Source organism: Streptococcus sp. KHUD_013, from assembly GCF_052588545.1.
Window position 1 is genome coordinate 167,227 of the sequence record NZ_CP186264.1, and the last position, 24,927, is coordinate 192,153.

The following is a 24,927-nucleotide window of genomic DNA, read 5'->3' on the forward strand; positions in this document are numbered from 1 at the left end:
ATCTCATTTAGCAGGGGAATCAAATAAAAAAATACTACTTTGTACTTGCAATAGCACTTGTTTTTGATATAATAGTTTCGCTTATTATTATGAATATAAGGGGAGAAAAAATGAAAAAGTTAGCAATATATTTATCAATGATGCTTTCATTATTGATTGTGTGCTTTACGCTTTTTTCTAAAAATGTAAAAGCAGAAACGTCCAAAAAAGTGGATGTCATCACGGATGTGAAAATTCAAAATAATGATGGTGGGGATTTAACAACTCCGCTTGGAAGATATGATACTTTCCGTTTGAATGCCAAATTTGCTTTAGAAGGAAAAAACGTTAAAGCAGGGGATACGACCGAAGTAACTATTTCTTCTCCGATTGACATCAAATCTCAGGATTTTGAAATTAAAGACTCCATTACTGGTAAATTGATTGCCAATGCAAAAGTTGATGCAACTACTGGTAAAATTGTATTGACATTCACAAAATTTGTCGAAGAGAAAAATGATATTTCAGGTTCGTTCTTCTTCTATGCTGGTGTTAATAAAGATAAGTTCCCAAATGATGGTAATGCACCAGTTAAAGTCTCTGTTAATAATAAAGTGAAATTCGATGGTACAGTAAAAAGTGGAACCATCGGAGAAGGTAAACGGTATACTATTATCAAATCAGGTTGGGATAATGGAAATCACAAGAGCCTAGGTTTTCGTATTTCTGTCAATCGGACTAATGAGGCAATTAGCAATGCAGTTCTGTCCGATACTATGGAATCACCAGGTGTCACCTACAAGCCAGGTAGCTTTAAGATCTACAAAGGTACTTGGGATCACAGCAGTGGAACATGGCAACTTCTAAACAAAACAGATGTTACCTCTCAATACACTGTCAATGCAACAGATACTACATTTACGATTAATCTAGGGAACATTTCTGCTAACGATCACTTTGCAGTTGAATATGAAGCAGTTGTTAACTATGATGCGGTTGACCGTGAGGTGATCAAAAATAAAGCAACTATCGTAGGTGATAACAAAAAACCATACGATTCAAATAGTAAAGTAAATATCCAAATCGCTGGTGGTGAAGGTGTTGGTTATGCCTTTGGCATTCAAGTTCATAAAGTTGACGAAAGTAATGAACCGCTGAAAGGTGCGAAATTCCAAGTTATCCGTCAAGCAACTGGCCAAGTATTAGGTGAGTTTGAGTCAGATGCTAAAGGTGAATTTAGCCTTAAAGAACTCTTGAGAGATAAATACATCATCAAAGAAATTCAAGCTCCGGAAGGGTATGAGTTGGCAGAAGATACAATTGTTGAAGCTAGCGAATTTACGACACCAACGAAACCTGTTAGCAAAACCATTGTAAACAAGAAAGAGAAGCCGGCCAAAACCCAAGCTGTTATTGAGTTGGATAAAGTTCTTACAGGTCGTGACTTGGTAGACGGCGAGTTTAGCTTTGAATTGTACGAAGGTTCAAACAAACTTCAAACAACGACTAACCAAAACGGGAAAATTACATTTGCACCGATTGAGTACACTGAAGAAGGTGAACACACATACACTGTGAAGGAAGTGAAGGGCGACAATGCCACTATTACTTACGATGCTTCTGAAAAACAAGTGACTGTTAAAGTCACTCGTGATGGAGGAGCTTTGAAGGCAGAAGTCGTCTATCCAGAAAGCAAAACCTTTACCAATGCCTTCACACCAAACGCAACGACTGCAACAATTGAGTTGACAAAAGAGTTGACAGGTCGTGATTTGGTAGACGGTGAGTTTAGCTTTGAATTGTACGAAGGAGCTAACAAGCTTCAAACTGTTACCAACAAAGCTGGTAAAGTAACCTTTGAATCAATCTCTTACACAGAAGAAGGTGAACACACTTATACTGTGAAAGAAGTCAAAGGGGATAATGCGACGATTGCTTATGATGCTTCTGAAAAACAAGTGACTGTTAAAGTCACTCGTGATGGAGATTCCTTGAAGGCAGAAGTCGTCTACCCAGAAAGCAAAACCTTTACCAATGCTTTCACCCCAAACGCCGCGACAGCAACAATTGAGTTGACAAAAGAGTTGACAGGTCGTGACTTGGTAGACGGCGAGTTTAGTTTTGAATTGTACGAAGGTACTAATAAGCTTCAAACTGTTACCAACAAATCTGGTAAAGTAAGCTTTGATGCGATTTCTTACACAGCAGAAGGTGAACACACCTATACTGTGAAGGAAGTGAAGGGCGACAATGCCACTATTACTTATGATGCTTCTGAAAAACAAGTGACTGTTAAAGTTACTCGTGATGGAGATTCCTTGAAGGCAGAAGTCGTCTACCCAGAAAGCAAAACCTTTACCAATGCTTTCACCCCAAATGCGACGACAGCAACAATTGAGTTGGCAAAAGAGTTGACAGGTCGTGACTTGGTAGACGGTGAGTTTAGTTTTGAATTGTACGAAGGAGCTAACAAGCTTCAAACTGTCACTAACAAATCTGGCAAAGTGACCTTTGATGCGATTTCTTACACAGCAGAAGGTGAACACACTTACACTGTGAAAGAGGTCAAAGGGGATAATGCGACGATTGCTTATGATGCTTCTGAAAAACAAGTGACTGTTAAAGTCACTCGTGATGGAGATTCCTTGAAGGCAGAAGTCGTCTACCCAGAAAGCAAAACCTTTACCAATGCTTTCACCCCAAACGCCGCGACAGCAACAATTGAGTTGACAAAAGAGTTGACAGGTCGTGACTTGGTAGACGGCGAGTTTAGTTTTGAATTGTACGAAGGTACTAATAAGCTTCAAACTGTTACCAACAAATCTGGTAAAGTAAGCTTTGATGCGATTTCTTACACAGCAGAAGGTGAACACACCTATACTGTGAAGGAAGTGAAGGGCGACAATGCCACTATTACTTATGATGCTTCTGAAAAACAAGTGACTGTTAAAGTTACTCGTGATGGAGATTCCTTGAAGGCAGAAGTCGTCTACCCAGAAAGCAAAACCTTTACCAATGCTTTCACCCCAAATGCGACGACAGCAACAATTGAGTTGGCAAAAGAGTTGACAGGTCGTGACTTGGTAGACGGTGAGTTTAGTTTTGAATTGTACGAAGGAGCTAACAAGCTTCAAACTGTCACTAACAAATCTGGCAAAGTGACCTTTGATGCGATTTCTTACACAGCAGAAGGTGAACACACTTACACTGTGAAAGAGGTCAAAGGTGACAACGCCACTATTGCTTACGATACTTCTGAAAAACAAGTGACTGTTAAAGTTACTCGTGATGGAGATTCCTTGAAGGCAGAAGTTGTCTATCCAGAAAGCAAAACCTTTACCAATGCTTTCACCCCAAACGCCGCGACAGCAACAATTGAGTTGACAAAAGAGTTGACAGGTCGTGACTTGGTAGACGGCGAGTTTAGCTTTGAATTGTACGAAGGTACTAATAAGCTTCAAACTGTTACCAACAAAGCTGGTAAAGTAACCTTTGAATCAATCTCTTACACAGCAGAAGGTGAACACACATACACTGTGAAAGAAGTCAAAGGGACTACCCCAGGTATCACATACGATACAGCCGAAAAACAAGTAACCGTTAAGGTAACAAAAGATGGAGACAACCTAAAAGCAACAGTTGTCTATCCAGAAAGCAAGGCCTTTGCAAATACTTACTCAGCTCCAAGTCCAGCAAAAGCTCAGATTTCAGCGAGCAAGATTTTAGAAGGTCGTGACCTAAAAGATGGAGAATTCAGCTTTAGCTTGTTGGATGAAGCTGGGGAAGTTCTTCAAACAAAACAAAATGCTGCAGATGGTTCCGTAGCCTTTGATGAAATTTCTTATTCACAAGAAGATGCAGGAAAAACTTTCCACTACACGATTAAAGAAGTGATTCCTCAATCTCAAGAAAAAGGAATGACCTACGATCAAGCTAGCATTGAAGTGACAGTAACTGTTACGAAAGATGATGCAAGCAATACCATCAAGGCTACAGTGGCATATGGTGAAAAGAAATCCTTTATCAATACTTTTGTGACAAGTGAAATCCCACCAACCCCACCAGTAGTTGAAAAACCAGAAGCTAAACTTTATACCATCCAACTTCACAAGGTCAATGGTGAAGGTCAAGCTCTATCAGGAGCAGTCTTCGGACTCTTTGAAGCAGATGGTGTGACAGCAGTTGCCAACCCTTATGGCGAAGGCCAAGCGACAGCGACATCCGATGCTAATGGTCTTGTCAGCTTTGTAGGCTTTGAGGCTAAGGATTATGTAGTGAAAGAATTGACAGCACCAGAAGGTTACCAACTATCAACTGCTTCAATCGCTGTCTCTGCAACAGAATTGAGCGCTGCGACAGACTTGGTAGTGGATAAAGGAAATGTGGTGAACCAACCGTTTACTGCTATTCCACCAACTCCGCCAGTTGTTGAGAAACCGGAATTGACTCTTTACAGCATCCAATTGCACAAAGTCAATAATGAAGGTCAAGTCTTGGCAGGAGCGGTCTTTGGACTCTTTGAAGCAGATGGTGTGACACCAGTTGCAAATCCATATGGCGAAGGTCAAGCGACAGCGACATCTGATGCCAATGGTCTCGTTACCTTTACAGGACTTGTAGCCAAGGATTATGTAGTGAAAGAATTGACAGCACCAGAAGGTTACCAACTTTCTGAAGAAGCGATTACTGTTTCATCTAGCCAGTTGATTGCGTCAACCGATCAAGTACTTGATCAAGGAAAAGTTGTCAACAAACCATTCACTGCTATTCCACCAACTCCACCAGTAGTTGAGAAACCAGAATTGAAGCTTTATACCATTCAGCTTCACAAGGTAAATCCATTCTACCAATCTCTAGCAGGAGCAGTCTTCGGACTCTTTGAGGCGGATGGTGTGACACCAGTTGCGAATCCATATGGTGAAGGTCAAGCGACAGCGACATCTGATGCTAATGGTCTTGTAAGCTTTGTAGGCTTTGAGGCTAAGGATTATGTGGTGAAAGAATTGACTGCTCCGGCAGGATACCAACTTTCAACCGTTTCAATCACTGTTTCTGCGGCAGAGTTAACTGCTGCGACAAATTTGGTAGTAGATAAAGGGAATGTTGTCAATCAACTGACTCCTCCAAAAGGGGATACTCCACCACCTTCTACTGATAAACCAAGAAAAGAAATTCCATCAAATCCTCCAAAAGGGAATACTCCACCACCTTCTACTGAAAAACCAGAAAAAGAAATTCCATCAAATCCTCCAAAAGAGGATAAAAAAGAAGTTCTTCCTTCTACTGGTCAATCAATGAGTGAAGGACTAGTGGCTACAGGACTCGCATTGGCGGTTGCTGGAAGTGCCTTGGTTTACAAAAAACGTGAGAATTAATCATTAAAACAGGTTTTGTTCTAGCCTTGCTAGACAAGCCTGTTTTTTTGCTTTCGGTGATAAAAAATATTTATCAGGCTCTTAAAAAATACATATTAGACGCTCTAAGGGTGGGATGATAAAATAGGGAATAGAAATATCAAAGGAGGGAAGGCCATGTGTAGAACGATTGTTGGAGTCTCTGCCAATCTATGTGCAGTGGATCCAGATGGGAAAAATATCCATTCGTCTGTATCTTGTAAGTTTGCGGAAACCATTAAGCAAGTAGGTGGCCTTCCTATGGTCATTCCTGTGGGAGACCCATCTTTTGCCAAAGATTATATCGAAACAGTGGACAAGCTTATCCTCAGTGGGGGGCAAAATGTCCATCCTAGCTTTTATGGAGAAGAGATCGCCATCGAGAGTGATGACTACAATCTCGAGCGCGATCAGTTTGAGTTGGCCTTGTTGAAAGAAGCAGTCCGTCAAAACAAGCCGGTCCTAGCTATCTGCCGAGGAGTTCAGTTGGTCAATGTTGCCTTCGGTGGAACTCTCCATCAAGAAGTGGAAGGGCACTGGCAAGGTCTTCCTTTTGGCACTTCTCATTCCATTGAGACCAAAAAAGGCAGTGTGGTGGAGCGTCTCTTTGGACAAGCTAGCCAGATCAATTCTGTTCATCGCCAAAGCATCAAGGACTTGGCGCCTAACTTTCGAGTGACAGCCATTGACCCACGCGACCAGACCATTGAAGCCATCGAAGCAGTGGATGGTCATCGCATCATCGGTTTGCAGTGGCATCCAGAGTTCCTGGTCAAAGAAGAAAAAGGCAATCTCGAACTCTTCCGCTATCTGTTAAAAGAATTGTAAAGTCTTTAGGATTTTTTAAGGAGAAAGGGGTAAACTAGTCTCATCAACAAAGACCTCCTAACTTTGTTTGATACAGTTTACTTTTTTCATATAATCTCCTGCAAAAGTCTCCTCGGTTGAGGGGGCTTTTGTGTGTTTGTCAGAAAAAATACGAATAATAGTATAGGGGAGACGCTAGGGAAAAGTGATGGTATAATAGAAGAGATGGAAACTAATTAGAATGAAAGAGGAATCATCATGACAAAAATTCGTGGATTTGAACTTGTATCAAGCTATACCAATCAGGACTTACTGCCAAAACGGGAGACAGCACACGCAGCTGGTTACGACTTAAAGGTGGCCGAGCGCACGGTGATTGCTCCTGGGGAAATCGTCCTCGTCCCAACTGGGGTCAAGGCCTATATGCAACCGACTGAAGTACTCTATCTTTATGACCGTTCTTCAAACCCTCGCAAAAAGGGCCTGGTCTTGATCAACTCTGTTGGGGTTATCGATGGAGACTACTATGGCAATCCAGGAAATGAAGGCCATATCTTTGCTCAGATGAAAAATATTACGGACCAAGATGTGATTCTTGAAGTTGGGGAACGTGTGGTTCAGGCTGTCTTTGCACCTTTCTTAATCGCGGATGGGGATGAAGCAGATGGCGTTCGGACCGGTGGCTTTGGGTCAACAGGGCACTAAGATGAAGATTATCTTTGTCCGTCATGGGGAGCCAGATTATCGTGTGTTAGAGGAGCGTGCTTATTCCGGATTTGGAATGGATCTAGCTCCCTTATCTGAGAAGGGAAGGAAACAGGCTCAGGACCTTTGCCAAAACCCCTTGTTCCAATCAGCTGATCTGCTAGTAGCTTCAGCAGTAACGCGAGCTTTAGAAACAGCTTCTTATCTGGCTTGTGCTACGGGCCTACCTTTGAAAGTGGAACCCTTATTGCACGAATGGCAGGTCTTAGAAAGTGGAGTAGAGAATTTTGAAAAAGCTCGGACTCTCTTTCTAGAAAATAATGGAAAGCTCCTTCCACATTGCCCGATTCAATATGAAACAGCTGAGGAGATGAGAGTTCGTTTTATCGAATCTATGGCTAAGTACAGCGACTATCAGAAGGTTGTAGTGGTCACGCATCGCATGCTCATCCGCCAATTTGTACCGAATGAAACGATCGATTTTTGCCAAGTGATTGAGTGTGAGATAGAGATTTAGAAAGAGGTTTATCATCGCAAAGAAAAAAACGACATTTGTGTGTCAAAATTGTGCTTATAACTCACCCAAGTATCTAGGGCGCTGTCCCAACTGTGGTTCTTGGTCTTCTTTTGTCGAGGAGGTCGAGGTCGCAGAGGTTAAGAATGCACGAGTGTCCTTGACAGGTGAAAAGACCAAACCCATGAAACTGGCGGATGTGACCTCCATCAATGTGCATCGTACCAAGACGGAGATGGAGGAATTCAACCGCGTCCTTGGAGGCGGTGTCGTCCCAGGAAGTCTGGTCCTCATCGGTGGAGATCCTGGAATTGGTAAATCGACTCTCCTCCTTCAGGTATCGACCCAACTATCTCAAGTGGGAACGGTCCTCTACGTTAGTGGAGAGGAGTCAGCCCAGCAAATCAAACTTCGGGCAGAGCGCTTGGGGGATATTGACAGTGAGTTTTATCTCTATGCGGAGACCAATATGCAAAGCGTGCGAGCAGAAGTGGAGCGCCTCCAGCCTAACTTCCTTATCATTGACTCTATCCAGACTATTATGTCTCCTGAGATTTCAGGGGTGCAGGGATCGGTTTCTCAGGTGCGGGAAGTGACGGCAGAGCTCATGCAGCTGGCTAAGACCAATAATATCGCCATCTTCATCGTTGGCCATGTGACCAAGGAAGGAACCTTGGCAGGTCCTCGGATGTTGGAGCACATGGTGGATACAGTGCTCTACTTTGAAGGGGAGCGCCACCATACCTTCAGAATCCTAAGAGCGGTCAAGAACCGGTTTGGCTCGACCAATGAAATTGGGATTTTCGAGATGCAATCAGGTGGCCTAGTCGAAGTCCTCAATCCCAGTCAGGTCTTCCTAGAAGAACGCTTGGATGGGGCGACTGGTTCTGCTATTGTCGTCACCATGGAAGGAAGTAGACCAATCTTGGCGGAGGTTCAGGCCTTGGTGACCCCAACTGTTTTTGGAAATGCCAAGCGGACGACGACAGGTCTTGACTTTAATCGGGTCAGCCTCATTATGGCTGTTTTAGAGAAACGTTGCGGACTTCTTCTTCAAAATCAAGATGCCTATCTCAAGTCAGCTGGTGGTGTCAAACTGGACGAACCGGCCATTGACCTAGCCGTAGCGGTAGCCATTGCGTCTAGCTACAAGGAGCTTCCAACCAATCCTCAAGAGGCCTTTATCGGTGAGATTGGCTTGACTGGGGAGATTCGTCGAGTGACTCGGATTGAGCAACGGATCAACGAAGCGGCTAAACTTGGCTTCACTAAGATTTATGCGCCAAAAAATTCTCACCAAGGCATCACAATCCCAGATGGTATTCAAGTGATAGCAGTCTCCACTGTAGGGGAAGTTTTGAAAAAAGTTTTTTCTTAACCAGAGTTTGAAATCGTTTGCGAAAAGATTTTTCCTGTGCTATACTTTGTCTATACTTACTTAAGGATAGGGGTTAATTATCATGCAATTTTTTACAGACAACAATGTGCAATTCCCATTGGTCGAGTTATCTCTCAATCAAGGTGAGACTGTCTATATTCAGCGGGGGAGTATGGTCTACCATACACCTAATGTGACCCTCAACACCAAATTAAATGCAAGTGGCTCTGGTGTGGGACGCTTTGTAAAAGCAGTTGGACGGTCAATGGTTTCGGGTGAAAGTACTTTTATCACCCAGGTTTTTGCCCAGTCTAATAATGCTTACCTAGCATTGGCACCTGACTCACCAGGTCAGGTTGTACCACTGTATTTGGGTGAAAAGCAGTATCGATTGAACGATGGTGCTTTTCTAGCCCTTGATGGCACGGCCTTCTATACAATGGAGTTCCAATCAATCGGTAAGGCTCTTTTTGGTGGTCAGGGAGGATTCTTCGTTATGACGACCCAAGGACAAGGGACTCTCTTGGTGAATGCATACGGCTCTATTAAAAAAATTGAGCTGAACAATCAAGAAATCACCATCGATAATGCCCATGTCGTTGCTTGGAGCCAGTCTTTGGATTATCGTATTCACTTGGAAAATGGTTTCTGGCAATCAATCGGAACAGGTGAGGGAGTGGTCAATACCTTTAGAGGAACTGGTGAGGTCTATGTTCAAAGTCTCAACCTTCAGACCTTTGCTGGCTTGCTGAATCGTTATTTACCAAGACGATCATAAGATAAGAAAGGAGTGTAGAAGTCGGTTTGCTTTTGCTCTCCTTTTTCATGTAGGCTGACAACTGACAATCTGGGAAAAAGATGGTAAGATAGAGTGTAAATAATTTGGTGTTCAAACTATTTTACCAACCAGAAAGGAAGTTCCTAATGTCCTATTTTGAGAATTTTTTAAAAGCCAATCAAGCCTATGTTGAATTGCACGGAGACCTCCATCTTCCGATCAAACCGAAAACGCAAGTGGCCATTGTGACCTGTATGGACTCTCGTCTTCACGTCGCACCGGCACTAGGTCTTGCTCTGGGGGATGCCCATATTTTGCGGAATGCAGGTGGGCGCGTGACAGAGGACATGATTCGTTCCTTGGTCATCTCACAGCAACAGATGGGGACTCGAGAAATCGTGGTCTTGCACCACACAGACTGTGGAGCACAAACCTTTGAGAATGAAGGCTTCCGTCAGCATCTGAAGAAGGAACTGGGAGTTGATGTTGGAGACCAAGACTTCCTACCCTTTCAAGATATCTACGAGAGCGTCCGGGAGGATGTTGCTCTCTTAAAAGCATCGCCACTGATTCCAGACGACGTCATTATCTCAGGAGCTGTCTATGATGTCGATACAGGATTGATCACTGAGGTGATAGATTGACTTAAACTTATACCGTTAGCTTTTTGGCTAACGGTTTTTGTATGCAAATACGAAACTGAAAGTTGATGGCTTTATCTGTCTAACTTAATTTTACAAATTGGGATAATAAAAAAATGGACTAAATGGGAAAAAAAGTAAAAAAATGTAAAAAAATAGAGGGGATTATCATCTGAATATTCAGAAAGTTTGAGGATAAGTAACAACTCAGATATATTTAGTTGACGTTGGTCAACAAGTCTGGTAATATCTGTTATGTATCAAATAATATAAATATGAAAGAGGAGATACAATTAATGAAGGAAATGTTTAATAGACGTCAGCGCTTTTCTTTGCGAAAGTATAGCGTTGGCGTTTGTTCTGTGTTACTTGGGACAGCGCTTTTTGCTGTCGGAACTCCGACAGTAGCTGCGGATGAAACTAGTACGTCTACTGACACAAGCAAGGAAGCAGCAAGCGTTCAACCTGAGTCGACTCAAGGGGCGCAAGATACTGCTACTAAAGCTCCAGGTGAGACCTACGCTGATGGAGCACCAGCACCTAAAGTGGATCTCTCAAGCTCTACTTTAGCAATGGAAGCAAAAGCAGCAACGGAAGCTCCAGCTGTAACTTCAGAAAAAGCTGAGGAAGCAAAAGCAGCAACACCTGAAGCAGGTGTTACTGCTGAAGAAGCTGCTAAACCAGCTGCTAAACCAGCTGTAGCTGAAGCTAAACCAGCAGCAACTGAAGCAAAACCAGCTTCAGATGAATCAAACAAACCAAGAGTACGTAGTCGTCGTGCTGTTACAAACGAAGCAGTAACTGGAGACCACAACTCTAACCCAGTAGCGGTAACTACTTACTTAAAAGATGGGGAAAAAGTAACTCCAGAAATCAGAGATGCTAACGGTGCAACTGTTAGTTCTCAACCTGTACCAGCTGGGTACGCGAGAAAAGAAGGAGATTGGTATACATACGCTATCTGGGATTTAACTGAATTCAATAAACGTTATAGTCGCAATTACTATGCACGTGCATATAAGAGATTTGATGAATCTACAGATACAACAGTTGAATTAATTGATAAAAACACTGGTAATGTAATAGAAACTAGAACTGTTACTGATCCAAAAACAGGAGCAAAAACTAACTATCCAAACGGTAAAGAAGTTCCATTCGACTTCCAAAAAGCTTCTGGATATGCACCATATCATACTGTATTCGTACCGTTCTTAGGAGATGGAATTGGACACGGTTCAGCTAACGCACAATTAGAACGTGGAGTAGGAGGTATCGGTACAAACGTTGACTTATTAAATAATTTAACACCATATAAACAACCTGTTTACTACTATGTAAAACAAGAACCAGTTGAAGTAACTCCAGAAGTTGAAAAACAACTTGAAGGACGTGTACTAGCAAATGGTGAGTTTACATTCAAACTAAAAGAAGTTCAACCAAATAAATCAATCCAAGCATATGAAGAAACTGTAACTAACAAAGCTGATGGTAAAGCTACATTCAGTAAATTAACATTTAACAAAGTTGGTACTTACACTTACACAATCACTGAAACACCAGGTTCAGATGCAAATGTTGAATACGATGCAATGACAGTTACTATGACTGTTAATGTAACTGAAAATGCTCAAGGTGAATTACAAGCTACAGTTAAATACAGTGCTGAAGGTGGATTCAAATCAAGTGCTGATGATAAAATCTTCAACAACTACGTTGTAGCACCTGTTAAAACTAAATTCGACTTCACTAAGAAATTAGCTGGACGTGAACTTAAAGACGGAGAATTCAAATTCGTTCTTAAAGATGCAAACGGACAAGAAGTTGAAACAGTAACTAACAAAGCAGACGGAACTGTTACATTCTCAGAATTAACATTCGACAACTCTAAAGTTGGTACTCACACTTATACTGTAGAAGAAGTTATCCCTGCAACTAAAGAAGCTGGAATGGTATATGATACTATGAAAGCTACTATTACTGTAGAAGTTGCTAAAAATGGTCACACATTAACAACTGTAACTAACGTAGTTTCTACTGGTGGGGTAGACGCTAATGGTAAAGCAACTGATGGAACAGCGGATAAAGAGTTCAACAACAAAATAACTCCTCCAGAAACGCCTGTATTCCAACCAGAAAAATTCGTTCTTAACAAAGAAAAATTTGACCTAACAGGTACAAAATTAATGGACGATGATAATGAATTACAAGATGAATACACTGAAACAAATGCTAACCCATATGCTGATCAAACTAACAACAATGAAGCAGAAAACATCAATACTAAAACTGTTGAACGTGGAGATAAATTAGTTTACCAAGTATGGTTAGATACTAAGAACTTCACTGACAAAAACAACATCCAATCTGTTGGTATCTCTGATACTTACGATGCAGATAAATTAACTGTTAACGCTGCTGATATTAAAGCATATGATAGCGTAACAGGAGTTGATGTAACTTCTAAATTTGATATTACAGTAGCTAACGGAGTAATCACAGCTACATCTAAAGCTTCTATGAACAAATCTTTAGGTGATGCAGAAAATACTCAAGTTATTGATACTACTAAATTTGCATTTGGACGTTACTACAAATTTGATATTCCAGCTACAGTTAAAGCTGATGTACCTGGTGGAGTAGACATCGAAAACAAAGCGAACCAAATCGTTCACGTTTACAACCCAGTAAGCAAATCTGTAGAAACTCCAGAAAAACCAACAGAAAAACGTGTCGTTAACATCCCAACTAAAGTTGAATTTAACTTCACTAAGAAACTTGAAGGACGTGAGCTAAAAGAAGGTGAATTTAGCTTCGTACTTAAAGATAAAGATGGAAAAGTTATTGAAACAGTTAAGAACGATGCAACAGGAAACATCAAGTTCTCTGCATTAGAGTTCAAACGTGGAGAAGAAGGAACTTACACTTACACTGTGGAAGAGGTTAAAGGTACTGAAACAGGAGTTGAATACGATAAGATGGTAGCTACAGTAACAGTAACAGTTACTAAAGAAGGCAAAGTCTTAACAGCAACTTCTCAATTACCGGTAGATACTGAGTTCAACAACAAGGTAATTCCACCGAAACCACCAGTAACACCACCAACACCACCGGTGACACCACCAACACCACCGGTGACACCACCAACACCACCGGTAACACCACCAACACCACCGGTGACACCACCAACACCACCGGTAACACCGCCAACACCACCGGTGACACCGCCAGCACCAGAACTTCCTTCTACTGGTGAAGAACAATCAGCTTCTGCTGCATTGTTAGGCGCTGCTCTTGGTTTGGTCGGACTGGCTGGCCTTGCAAGACGCAAGAAAAACGAAGACTAAACAAGTGGTAGACACTAACGATTCACACTAGGATCGGAAATGGTTTAGTTTTACACAAGAAGGCCTCGCTCTAAGGAGTGGGGCCTTTTTGTTATTTCTTGAAAGCATTGAAATCACGTCTCGCAATATGATACAATAGAGGATATTTACAATAGTTAGGACAAAGGTATGCTTATTTCGATTATTTCACAAGGTTTGATCTGGGCTATTTTGGGGCTAGGGATCTTTATGACCTTCCGTATCTTGGATTTCCCAGATATGACCACAGAGGGCTCCTTTCCATTAGGAGGAGCCGTTGCGGTAACTCTGATCACCAAAGGGGTTCATCCTTTGCTAGCCACCCTAGCCGCCGTTGGTGCGGGTTGTTTGGCTGGATTAGCAACAGGTCTTCTTTATACCAAAGGGAAAATTCCGACGTTGTTATCGGGGATTTTGGTGATGACTTCCTGTAACTCAGTCATTCTCTTTGTGATGCAACGGGCCAACCTAGGCTTGCTTGGCTACTCAAAAATCCAAGATATGATTCCTATCGCGAGTGGCGTAAACGAGATTATCATCGGGATCATCTTTGTGACCCTGGTGATTGCCGCTATGCTCTTCTTTTTAGATACTAAATTGGGGCAGGCCTATATTGCGACAGGGGACAATCCTGAGATGGCTAAAAGCTTTGGGATCCATACCAGCCGGATGGAGTTGATGGGGCTTGTGGTTTCTAATGGGATTATTGCCTTGTCAGGTGCCTTGATGGCCCAGCAAGAAGGCTATGCAGATGCTTCTCGAGGGATCGGGGTAATCGTCGTTGGTTTGGCTAGCTTGATTATCGGAGAGGTTCTTTTTTCAAAACTAACCTTAGCAGAACGTTTGCTCAGTATCGTTATTGGATCGATTATTTATCAATTCTTGATTTGGGCTGTGATTGCCATTGGTGTCAATACTAGCTACATCCGTATCTTTAGTGCTATCATCTTGGCTATCTGTCTCATGATTCCAACCTTTAAAGAGAAACTGCTGAAAGGAGTCAAACTCAGCAAATGACCGCAATTGTAGAATTAAAAAATGCCACCATCGTGGTGAACAATGGCTTGAATGAAGAAAAAGTCATTTTGGACAATGTCTCTTTGGAGATTCATGAGCATGACTTTATCACCATTCTTGGGGGCAATGGTGCTGGGAAGTCAACCCTTTTCAACACCTTGGCTGGAACCCTGCCTCTGACCAGTGGTCAAGTCTTGATCAAGGGGGAGGACGTGACGCACTATGGTCCGGAAAAACGGGCCAAATACCTATCCCGGGTCTTCCAAGATCCAAAGATGGGGACAGCCCCTCGAATGACAGTGGCCGAGAATCTCCTGATTGCAAAATTCCGAGGAGAAAAGCGGGGCTTGGTTCCTCGTCGCCTTGCCCATTACAAAGACGAGTTTAAAGAGGTTTTAAGCCAGATTGGCAATGGTTTAGAGAAGCATGTCGATACAGCGGTAGAATTCTTGTCTGGTGGACAACGTCAGGCTTTGAGCCTATTGATGGCTACCCTGAAGCGTCCTGAACTCTTGCTCTTGGATGAGCATACAGCTGCTCTCGATCCCAAGACGAGTCAGGCCTTGATGGAGCTGACGGATCGATTTGTCAAAACGGATCAACTGACTGCCTTGATGATTACCCACCATATGGAAGATGCCCTCAAGTACGGGAATCGCTTGATTGTCATGAAGGATGGAAAGATTATCCAGGACTTGAACCAAGAGGAAAAGGCTAAGATGGACCTGTCTGATTACTACCGTTTCTTTGAATAAATTTAGAAACTAGTTTCAGTGTGTAATCGCTTGCAATACTGATATTAAAGGAGTATACTATAGGTGAAGATAAGGGAGAAGGGGTTGATACCAATGCCTTATAGATTCATACATTAGGTTACTTCGTTATAGGTTTGCCTCGCTGACACTTGATTGTGCTTTTTATAAAAAAGCCAGAACGTCGGAAATGTTAAATCGGTTGAGCCGTCAAGTAAGTCTGCTTAACTTACTAAATGACATTGAAATACGTGGAAATAGTAGTGGAAGCTTTAGATGGTTTTCGAACTTCGGTATGCTCAACTGAGTGCTTTGTAACAAAACTGAAAGAGAACTTGCAAAGAAAACCACTGGTATGTGAATCGTACCATGAAAAGAAATGAAAATCATAACTGTTGTTTTCGTTAGCCTAAATGGTTAATCGCCTCTTGTCAGTGAAGCAGACCAGACCTCTAGTCCCGTAAGACTGGAGGTCTTTTTGTTTGTCATGCTAGAAAGTCGAGGTGAGGGCAGTGGGATTACCATACGCACATGAATATAGCTGTCGAGATCACTTTAAAGAAAGAGCAATGGAACGATTTGGGGTTGATGAAGAGCAGTTGAGACGTTGGGTCAATCAACACGTGCCCTCGCTTCATCATTTTGACAGCAGTTTTGATCAACGGCCCGATACGGAAGCCTATGTAGCAGAGGACGGTGTCGTCTTTGTGTGTGATCTGAAGAATCGGGAATTTATTACTTGCTTCCAAGCGGTCAATTTGACGGTGGATGAAGAACAGAAGGAAGTCTGTCAAGACATTCATCGTGAGAATGTGCTCGCTTATAAACATAGCCAGAGCAAGCTCCTGAATCGCTACCGGTTAAAAGAAGCCAAAGAATTGCTGGCCAATATTGATGAGCATGTTGATCGGTTTTATAGCTTGTCTCAAACCCTTAAGAAGGGGGCGCTCAGCGATCGGAATTACCAGCACTTAGAAGAACTGCTAAACGAGTTTCATGTCATCAAGGCGGCGATACGGGTGATTGAGAATAAGAAAAATGACTATCATACGGACTAGGGTCTCTTTTTGACAAAGTTGACAATCTAGGCTATCGTCTTTGGTCTTAATAAAGTGAGAGTGGGACAGAAATCGGTAATTCGTTAGGATTGGATTTCGTCGTCCCACCTCCGCAAAGTTGAGTAGGGCTGTAAAAGCTGATGAAACCAGCGTAGTAGAGCCCACTCAACCACTGCGTCTTGCTCGACAATCCAAAGACAATTGAGAGGCTAGGACTTTTGTCCCAGCCTCTTTTGTTTGATCTGACTTTTGAAAAAATCGTGAAAAAATAGTATAATGTTCTAGATATGCAAGAAATTTGCAAAACTGTAATTCGACTTGGTGAGCCAAGGACCGTAAGTATGAACCATCATATAAAGGAGAAAACATGAGTAACATTAAGTTGATTACTTTAGGTGGAGTCCGTGAAAACGGGAAAAACCTCTACATAGCTGAAGTAAATGACTCTATTTTTGTTTTGGATGCTGGTCTCAAGTATCCAGAAAATGAGCAACTAGGGGTCGATGTTGTTATTCCCAACATGGATTACCTCTTTGAGAATAGCGATCGTATCGCAGGGGTCTTTTTAACGCACGGGCATGCGGATGCCATCGGAGCACTTCCTTATCTTTTAGCGGAGGCTAAAGTTCCAGTATTTGGGTCGGAGTTGACCGTCGAGTTGGCCAAGCTCTTTGTCAAGAGTAACGACAGTGTCAAGAAGTTCAATGACTTCCATGTGATCGATGCCAATTCAGAAATCGATTTTGGAGGAACCGTTGTTTCCTTCTTCCAGACAACCCACTCTATTCCAGAAAGTTTAGGAATTGTCATCAAGACTCCTGAGGGTAACATCGTCTATACAGGAGACTTCAAGTTTGACCAGACAGCGAGTGAGTTTTATGCGACAGACTTTGCTCGTTTGGCAGAGATTGGACGCGAAGGCGTGCTAGCTCTCTTGAGTGACTCTGCGAATGCTGACAGCACTGTTCAAGTGGCTAGCGAGCAAGAAGTTGGAGATGAAATCCTGGATACCATTGGGGACTGGGATGGCCGGGTCATTGTTGCTGCTGTTGCTAGTAACCTATCACGGATCCAGCAGGTCTTTGATGCAGCTGCAGAGACAGGGCGTCGGGTTGTTTTGACTGGATTTGACGTAGAAAATATCGTCCGGACAGGGATTCGTTTAAATAAGCTTTCTTTGGCCAACGAAAAATTATTGATCAAGCCAAAAGAAATGTCTCGTTTTGAGGACCATGAATTGATTATTCTTGAAACTGGACGTATGGGTGAGCCGATCAACGGACTTCGTAAGATGTCCATTGGCCGTCACCGCTATGTCGAAATCAAGGATGGTGACTTGGTCTATATCGTAACAACTCCATCTATCGCCAAAGAAGCGGTTATGGCACGTGTAGAAAATATGGTCTATCAAGCAGGCGGGGTCGTTAAAGCGATTACTCAAAGCTTGCGTGTATCAGGACATGGAAATGCGCGTGATCTTCAATTGATGATCAACCTCCTTCGTCCCAACTATCTGTTCCCAATCCAAGGGGAATACCGCGAATTAGATGCCCATGCACGGCTTGCGATGGAAGTGGGGATTTTGCCTGAAAATATCTTCATTCCGAAAAAAGGCACCATCATGGAATATGACAATGGTGACTTCGTTCCTGCAGGTAGCGTCTCTGCTGGAGATGTCCTCATCGATGGGAATGCCATTGGAGATGTTGGAAATGTCGTGCTCCGTGACCGAAAAGTCCTTTCAGAAGATGGTATCTTTATTGTGGCCATTACCGTTAACCGTCGTGAAAAACGCATTATCTCGAAGGCAAAAGTTCACACCCGTGGCTTTATCTATGTGAAGAAGAGTCGCGATATCTTGCGCGAAAGTGCAGAGATTGTCAACCAAAGTGTGGAGGAATACTTAGCCCAGGACAGCTTCGATTGGGGCGAGCTCAAGGGTGCTGTTCGTGATAGTTTGGCCAAGTACCTCTTTGACCAGACCAAACGTCGACCAGCTATCTTGCCAGTCGTCATGGAAGTACGCTAGGATTAAGATAAGAGGAAAAGTCGATCGTCGGCTTTTTCTTGTCAAGGAAAAGAAGAAATAGTGAGGAAAGATAGATGGCAGTAATGCAGATTGAATACTATTCAGAAGCGCTCGCAATGGAGTGGGGAATCAACGTCCTCTACCCAGATGGATCTCGGGTGGAAAATCCAGATGATCAAGATATCCCGGTCCTCTATCTCCTTCATGGGATGAATGGCAATCAGTACTCCTGGTTGAAACGGACCAATGTGGAACGGATCCTACGGTCGACCAATTTGATTGTCGTCTTGCCTAATACCAATAATGGTTGGTATACGGATACCCAGTATGGCTATCCCTACTACACAGCCATCGCAGAGGAATTGCCTAAGACCTTGGCACGCTTCTTCCCAAATATGACCAAGAAGCGGGAGAAGACCTTTATTGCTGGTCTATCGATGGGGGGCTATGGATCTTTCAAACTGGCCCTTCAAACCAATCGCTTCTCGCATGCTGCTAGTTTTTCTGGTGCTCTTAGCTTTGAGGGACGTCAACTAGCAGATACCGACCTTGGCAGTAAGGCTTATTGGCAAGGGGTCTTTGGAGAGTTAGAAGATTGGACGACGAGTCCTTACTCTTTGGAAAGCATTGCTGAGAAGTACTCAGATAAAAAGACGGTCTTATGGGCGTGGTGTGGCGAGCAGGATGCTCTGTATGAGGCCAACAATACAGCTGTGGATCATCTGAAGGACCTCGGTTTTGATATCACCTACAGCCATGGACCAGGAAAACATGAATGGTTTTATTGGGAGCGGGAGTTGGAGCATTTCTTAGCAACCCTGCCAATTGATTTTGAACTAGAAGAACGACTCGATTAGGAAGCTACTCATGCAGAGATGTGCTATAATAGAGTGAAAAGTGCCTGGGCCAGTTAGAAGAGAAGCCCAGAATCAATGAACAATTAGGAGAAACATACGTGACTAAAGATATTCGTGTGCGTTATGCACCAAGTCCAACCGGACTACTACACATCGGAAATGCTCGTACAGCATTGTTTAACTACTTGTATGCGCGCCACCATGGTGGAACCTTTATCATCCGTATCGAAGATACGGACCGTAAGCGCCACGTCGAAGACGGCGAACGTTCCCAGCTGGAAAACCTTCGTTGGTTGGGCATGGACTGGGATGAAAGTCCAGAGACGCATGAAAACTACCGCCAGTCTGAGCGTTTGGAACTCTATCAAAAATATATCGACCAACTCTTGGCCGAAGGGAAAGCCTACAAGTCTTACGTTACAGAAGAAGAGTTGGCAGCAGAGCGTGAACGCCAAGAAGCAGCGGGTGAAACACCTCGCTACATCAACGAATACCTCGGCATGAGCGAAGAAGAAAAAGCAGCTTATATCGCAGAACGTGAAGCTGCAGGGATTATCCCGACTGTTCGTTTGGCAGTTAATGAGTCTGGTATTTACAAGTGGCATGACATGGTCAAAGGTGATATCGAGTTTGAAGGCGGCAATATCGGTGGGGACTGGGTTATCCAAAAGAAAGATGGTTACCCAACCTACAACTTTGCCGTTGTCATCGATGACCACGATATGCAAATCTCTCATGTCATTCGTGGAGATGACCACATTGCCAATACACCAAAACAACTCATGGTTTATGAAGCACTTGGTTGGGAAGCACCAGAATTTGGTCACATGACCTTGATCATCAACTCTGAAACTGGTAAGAAGTTATCTAAACGTGATACTAACACCCTTCAATTTATCGAAGATTACCGTAAGAAAGGGTACCTTCCAGAAGCAGTCTTTAACTTCATCGCCCTTCTTGGCTGGAATCCTGGTGGGGAAGATGAAATCTTCTCTCGTCAAGAACTCATTAACCTCTTTGATGAAAACCGTCTCAGCAAGTCTCCAGCAGCCTTCGACCAGAAGAAAATGGACTGGATGAGTAATGAGTACATTAAGAATGCGGATCTTGAGACTATCTTTGAAATGGCCAAACCATTCCTTGAAGAAGCAGGTCGTTTAACAGACAAGGCTGAGAAATTGGTGGAACTCTACAAACCACAAATGAAGTCGGTGGACGAAATCGTTCCATTGACAGACCTTTTCTTCTCAGACTTCCCAGAATTGACAGCAGCTGAGCGAGAAGTCATGGCTGGTGAAACGGTTCCGACTGTACTTGAAGCCTTCAAAGCAAAACTCGAAGCCATGTCAGACGATGAGTTTGTGGTAGAAAATATCTTCCCACAAATCAAAGCGGTCCAAAAGGAAACTGGTATCAAAGGGAAAAATCTCTTCATGCCAATCCGTATCGCTGTTTCAGGTGAAATGCATGGTCCAGAATTGCCAGATACCATTTACTTGCTTGGACGTGAAAAATCCATCCAACACATTGAGAAAATGTTGGCAGAAATTTCTAAATAGGAATCAGCTTTCGAAAACATGCTGTTCATTTCTAAAAAGTCATCGATTCGATGGCTTTTTTGCTGAGTTAGAGCATAGATATAGCCAAAATGATTGAAAATAGGATTCAATCATGTATAATCAAGAGAGAATAATTTTTGAGGAGAGAGGGGCATTCTTACCTTGCTAAAAAAAACATGGAATAGAGTGACGAGATTTAAATTAATAAAATCGGGGAAACATTGGATTCGAGTAGCCTGTTTGAATGCTTCTTTTTTACGACCTAAAAAAGAAAGAGATGTTTCCAATCATTCTAGTATGGATGCTCCAAGTTCTATAGCCTTAAAAGGCTTGATTGCTACTGGATCCATTATAGGTGCGACGTCAATCGTGCATCAAGCAACTGCTGATGAACTAGCAGATCCAACTATACAGTCAGAAGTAGCTTCAGAAGTGGGAGTGGTTGGTAAAGATAGCTTGGTGTTAGGCAGTGTGGAACAGTCGTCAATGACAAGTCTGTCTACGAGCGAGTGGTCTTCATCAGACTTACAGAGTGGGTCTCTTTCTACTACTTTGTTCATGAAGCATTCTGAAGCACTCTCTACTTCAATGACGGAAGTTAGCGTCCTTTCAAATGGGGTTCAAGAGGCTGTAACCGTCTCAGATCCTGCTAGGGACAAACAGCTTCAAAGTATAGCTCGGGACCTTTATTCCTATATAGAGCAAGCGAAAGAATTGAAAGGTGGAGAAGGAGTTGTGTTGGAAGCGGAAGAGGCTCTGGAGGCGATCCGTAACCAATTAGCCAATCCGGATCAAGATGGAGAGGCGACTCTTCTTCAGGCCAAGTCTGCTCGGAATCGCTTGGTCAATGCTGTGTTAAGAGAGCAATCAGGGAAGAGAGATCCGCGTACAGGTAGTGCCTTAGAAGCGGACAGTGCCTTTCGTACTCCTTTTGTCATGAGCGGTCCGGCAAATAATCATCTCATTACAGCTTATAATTCAGATCCAATTAGGTTGCAATACATTGTGAGAGAGCAGAATGGTGGCGTCATTCTCACTTATATGGGCTATGCTCCCAATAGTGAACGGGTTGAGGGGGTTCTCGTTCCCAATGCAACCTTGAAATCGCCTTTTGCTCCCATGTTGATTGAAGGGAAAGTAGGAGGTACAGAGGTTGTCGAACCTGGGAAGACTTATACAATCACGGTTCGTTTTACCAATGCTAGAAATCAGTTCCTCGACCGTTCTTTCCGCATTAAAGTGTTACCTCAAAATGATGGTATCCGAAATCCAATTGCTCCAGTGACTTCTAATACTCAAGTGACTGATTTGACCAATCTGACAGAGTCTGAAAAAGCGCAGATTTGGGAAAAATTCAAGGCAGGAAATCCACGTCTACTGGCGTCTAAGGATTTTAAGAGCTATTCAGTCTCTGCAACTGGAGACATTACGGTTGTCTTTAAGGATGATACGTCCAATACTGTAAAGGTGCCTTTGACAGAGGATCCTCGAACGCAGTCGCTCTCGGTGAGTTATTCACTGAGCGTATCTGAAGTGCAAAGTACTTCTCAAATGCGGTCACAATCGGCCAAGTTATCAGAGTCTTTGTCTGAGAACTATTCAGAATCGGAGAGTGCTTCAACATCAATCGTCGCTTCTCAAAGCACCTCGCTTTCTACAAGTCTCTCGGTATCAAAAGCGGCATCTCAATCTTTGAGTGTTTTAGAATCAGAAAGACTTTCAGAATCTGCTGTGGCCTCAGAGAGTGAGTCTACATCAGTCAGTGTGGTGGTATCTGGGAGTCAGTCAACATCTGTAAGTGATTCAGAGTCCTTGAGTACCTCGGTTTCCACAAGTGAATCTCTTTCGATTTCTGATTCAGAGTCAGTAAGCCAGTCTGCATCGTTAAGTATCTCCGAATCAATTTCAGGCTCGTTAAGCACATCAGTTTCCGCGAGTAAGTTTGTTTCGACCTCTGATTCAGAGTCAGTAAGCCAGTCTGCATCGGCAAGTGTCTCCGACTCAGTCTCAGAATCTTTAAGTACCTCTGTTTCCACAAGTGATTCTATCTCGACTTCTCAATCCGAGTCGGTAAGCCAGTCGCTATCGGCAAGTGTTTCCGACTCAGTCTCGGACTCCTTGAGTACCTCGGTTTCTGTCAGGGAGTCAATTTCGACTTCTCAATCAGAATCGACCAGCCAGTCTGCGTCGGCAAGTGTCTCCAACTCAGTCTCAGAATCTTTAAGTACCTCTGTTTCCACGAGTGATTCAGTTTCGACCTCTGAGTCAGAGTCGATCAGTCAGTCTGCGTCGGTAAGTGTTTCAGGGTCAGTCTTAGACTCGTTGAGTACCTCTGTTTCCGCAAGTGATTCAGTTTCGACCTCTGAGTCCGAGTCAATCAGTCAGTCAGTCTCGGCAAGTATCTCCGACTCAGTCACCGAATCCATGAGTACCTCTGTTTCCACGAGTGAGTCAGTTTCGGCCTCTGAGTCAGAGTTGATCAGCCAGTCTGCGTCGGCAAGTGTCTCCAACTCAGTCTCCGCGAGTGATTCAGTTTTGATCTCTGAGTCAGAGTCGATCAGTCAGTCAGTCTCGGAAAGTTTTTCAGACTTAGTCTCGTACTCGTTGAGTACCTCGCTTTCCACCAGTGATTCAGTTTCGACCTCTGAGTTAGAGTCGATCAGTCAGTCAGTCTCGGAAAGTTTTTCAGACTCAGTCTCGGAATCTTTAAGTACCTCGATTTCCGCCAGTGATTCAGTTTCGACCTCTGAGTCCGAGTCAATCAGTCAGTCAGTCTCGGCAAGTATCTCCGACTCAGTCACCGAATCCATGAGTACCTCTGTTTCCACGAGTGAGTCAGTTTCGGCCTCTGAGTCAGAGTTGATCAGCCAGTCTGCGTCGGCAAGTGTCTCAGAAATAGTCTCGGACTCGTTGAGCACCTCGATTTCCGCCAGTGAGTCTATTTCGACCTTTGAGTCAGAGTCAGTCAGTCAATCTATATCCGCAAGTAGTTCCGATTCAGTCTCAGGCTCTTTGAGTACCTCTGCTTCCACAAGTGAGTCTATCTCGACTTCTCAATCTGAGTCAATCAGTCAGTCGGTATCGGCAAGTAGCTCAGAATCATTCTCCGACTCCTTGAGTGCTTCGGTTTCGGCAAGTGAGTCAGTTTCGACCTTTGAGTCAGAGTCGATCAGTCAGTCTGCGTCGGCAAGTATCTTAGAATCCCTTTCAGACTCTCAAAGTGTTTCAGCTTCTCAAGTTGTCTGGGATAGTCAATCGGAAAGTAGTTCTGAATTAGAATCCATTTCTTTGAGTACCTTGGATTCTACAAGAGAGTCGGATTCAACTTCCCAGTTCGAGTCGACAAGCCAGCTGACATCAGCCATGTTATCAGAGTCAGTCTCTAAATTCATGAGTACCTCAATTTTCGCCAGTGAATCTATGTCGGCTTCTCAATCCGAGTTTGTAAGGAGTTCAGAATCTATCTCGAGTTCTTCGAGTCAATCTGCTCTATCAAGCGAGTCCGTTTCGACACCGGAGTCTAGGTCTAACAGTCAGTCTGATTCACTCAGTCTAACCGAGTCGTCATCAGAATCCTTGAGTGGTTCTATCTCAAGAAGTGAAACCCTTTCAGAGTCCTCATTTAACTCGCATAGACAATCAGAGTCAATCAGTCATTCTCAGTCCGTTTCAATGCTAGATTCAGCAAGTGAAGCTCATTCTGGTGGGACTTCGGGAGTGCTCATTCAGTCCCTATCCTCTTCTACTCCAGTGATCCTATCCAATAAAGAAAGCTCATCGAAAACCGTTCTTCCAGCAACTGGTGAAAAGAAATCTACAGCATCAACCTTATTTGCTACTCTTGCATCTTTCTTTGGACTAACTCTATTGGGACGCCGTAAAAAAGAAGAGGAAGAATAACGGCATTTCTTTATAGGAAAATATCCGTCTAGTATTCAAAGTGTCTGCAAAAGAATCTCATTTTGAGGTTCTTTTTTTCTATTTTACCCTAGTAGATTTCACGGATTTTAGTAAAAGAAAACGGAATTACTTTTGGGAAGGAAATTTTTTGAAAATTGAATGGTTATCTACCTCAAATTACTTGAATATGTATAGTAA

15 protein-coding genes are annotated in these 24,927 nt (G+C 43.2%); all 15 read left to right on the forward strand.

Annotated features, from left to right (window positions below):
• Positions 1-110: 110 nt before the first annotated feature.
• The 15 genes from ACOXXR_RS00755 (at position 111) to ACOXXR_RS00825 (ending at position 24,729) form a co-directional block, all read left to right on the forward strand.
• Positions 111-5,354 (forward strand): Spy0128 family protein, encoded by a 5,244-nt coding sequence (locus ACOXXR_RS00755; protein WP_445278542.1) that lies wholly within the window; start codon positions 111-113, stop codon positions 5,352-5,354.
• A 156-nt stretch (positions 5,355-5,510) separates the two neighbouring features.
• Positions 5,511-6,200: a gamma-glutamyl-gamma-aminobutyrate hydrolase family protein gene (locus tag ACOXXR_RS00760; RefSeq protein ID WP_445278543.1), complete on the forward strand. Its 690-nt coding sequence runs from the start codon at positions 5,511-5,513 to the stop codon at positions 6,198-6,200.
• Positions 6,201-6,437: 237 nt separating this feature from the next.
• A complete protein-coding gene (locus tag ACOXXR_RS00765; RefSeq protein ID WP_445278544.1) occupies positions 6,438-6,884 on the forward strand; it encodes a dUTP diphosphatase in 447 nt (148 codons plus the stop codon).
• Positions 6,844-7,401 carry a histidine phosphatase family protein gene (locus ACOXXR_RS00770; RefSeq protein ID WP_445278545.1) on the forward strand — a complete coding sequence of 186 codons (558 nt, stop codon included), beginning with the start codon at positions 6,844-6,846 and terminating at the stop codon, positions 7,399-7,401. Before ACOXXR_RS00765 ends, ACOXXR_RS00770 begins: the two co-directional genes overlap by 41 nt.
• Before the next feature lie 37 nt (positions 7,402-7,438).
• Positions 7,439-8,776, forward strand: a complete 1,338-nt coding sequence (radA, locus tag ACOXXR_RS00775; protein ID WP_445278546.1) for a DNA repair protein RadA — start codon at positions 7,439-7,441, stop codon at positions 8,774-8,776.
• 82 nt (positions 8,777-8,858) lie between these two features.
• Complete coding sequence (locus ACOXXR_RS00780; protein WP_445278547.1) at positions 8,859-9,554, forward strand: TIGR00266 family protein; 696 nt, start codon at positions 8,859-8,861, stop codon at positions 9,552-9,554.
• A gap of 146 nt (positions 9,555-9,700) precedes the next feature.
• On the forward strand, positions 9,701-10,198 hold the full coding sequence (locus ACOXXR_RS00785; protein ID WP_023027328.1) for a beta-class carbonic anhydrase: 498 nt from the start codon (positions 9,701-9,703) through the stop codon (positions 10,196-10,198).
• Between the two features lie 293 nt (positions 10,199-10,491).
• On the forward strand, positions 10,492-13,539 hold the full coding sequence (locus tag ACOXXR_RS00790; RefSeq protein ID WP_445278548.1) for a Spy0128 family protein: 3,048 nt from the start codon (positions 10,492-10,494) through the stop codon (positions 13,537-13,539).
• A 168-nt stretch (positions 13,540-13,707) separates the two neighbouring features.
• Positions 13,708-14,574 carry an ABC transporter permease gene (locus tag ACOXXR_RS00795; RefSeq protein ID WP_120701529.1) on the forward strand — a complete coding sequence of 289 codons (867 nt, stop codon included), beginning with the start codon at positions 13,708-13,710 and terminating at the stop codon, positions 14,572-14,574.
• Entirely contained in the window at positions 14,571-15,329 is a 759-nt protein-coding gene (locus ACOXXR_RS00800; RefSeq protein WP_414260046.1) for an ABC transporter ATP-binding protein, read from the forward strand. The genes ACOXXR_RS00795 and ACOXXR_RS00800 overlap by 4 nt, the downstream gene beginning before the upstream one ends.
• A gap of 566 nt (positions 15,330-15,895) precedes the next feature.
• Positions 15,896-16,384, forward strand: coding sequence for a hypothetical protein (locus tag ACOXXR_RS00805; protein ID WP_126404912.1), 489 nt, complete (start codon positions 15,896-15,898; stop codon positions 16,382-16,384).
• Between the two features lie 367 nt (positions 16,385-16,751).
• On the forward strand, positions 16,752-18,413 hold the full coding sequence (locus tag ACOXXR_RS00810; protein WP_445278549.1) for a ribonuclease J: 1,662 nt from the start codon (positions 16,752-16,754) through the stop codon (positions 18,411-18,413).
• A gap of 74 nt (positions 18,414-18,487) precedes the next feature.
• Complete coding sequence (locus tag ACOXXR_RS00815) at positions 18,488-19,270, forward strand: alpha/beta hydrolase (protein ID WP_048690889.1); 783 nt, start codon at positions 18,488-18,490, stop codon at positions 19,268-19,270.
• Between the two features lie 98 nt (positions 19,271-19,368).
• Positions 19,369-20,829, forward strand: a complete 1,461-nt coding sequence (gene gltX / locus ACOXXR_RS00820) for a glutamate--tRNA ligase (protein WP_154854362.1) — start codon at positions 19,369-19,371, stop codon at positions 20,827-20,829.
• Positions 20,830-21,069: 240 nt separating this feature from the next.
• Positions 21,070-24,729 carry an LPXTG cell wall anchor domain-containing protein gene (locus ACOXXR_RS00825; protein ID WP_445278857.1) on the forward strand — a complete coding sequence of 1,220 codons (3,660 nt, stop codon included), beginning with the start codon at positions 21,070-21,072 and terminating at the stop codon, positions 24,727-24,729.
• The last annotated feature ends 198 nt before the right edge of the window (positions 24,730-24,927 follow it).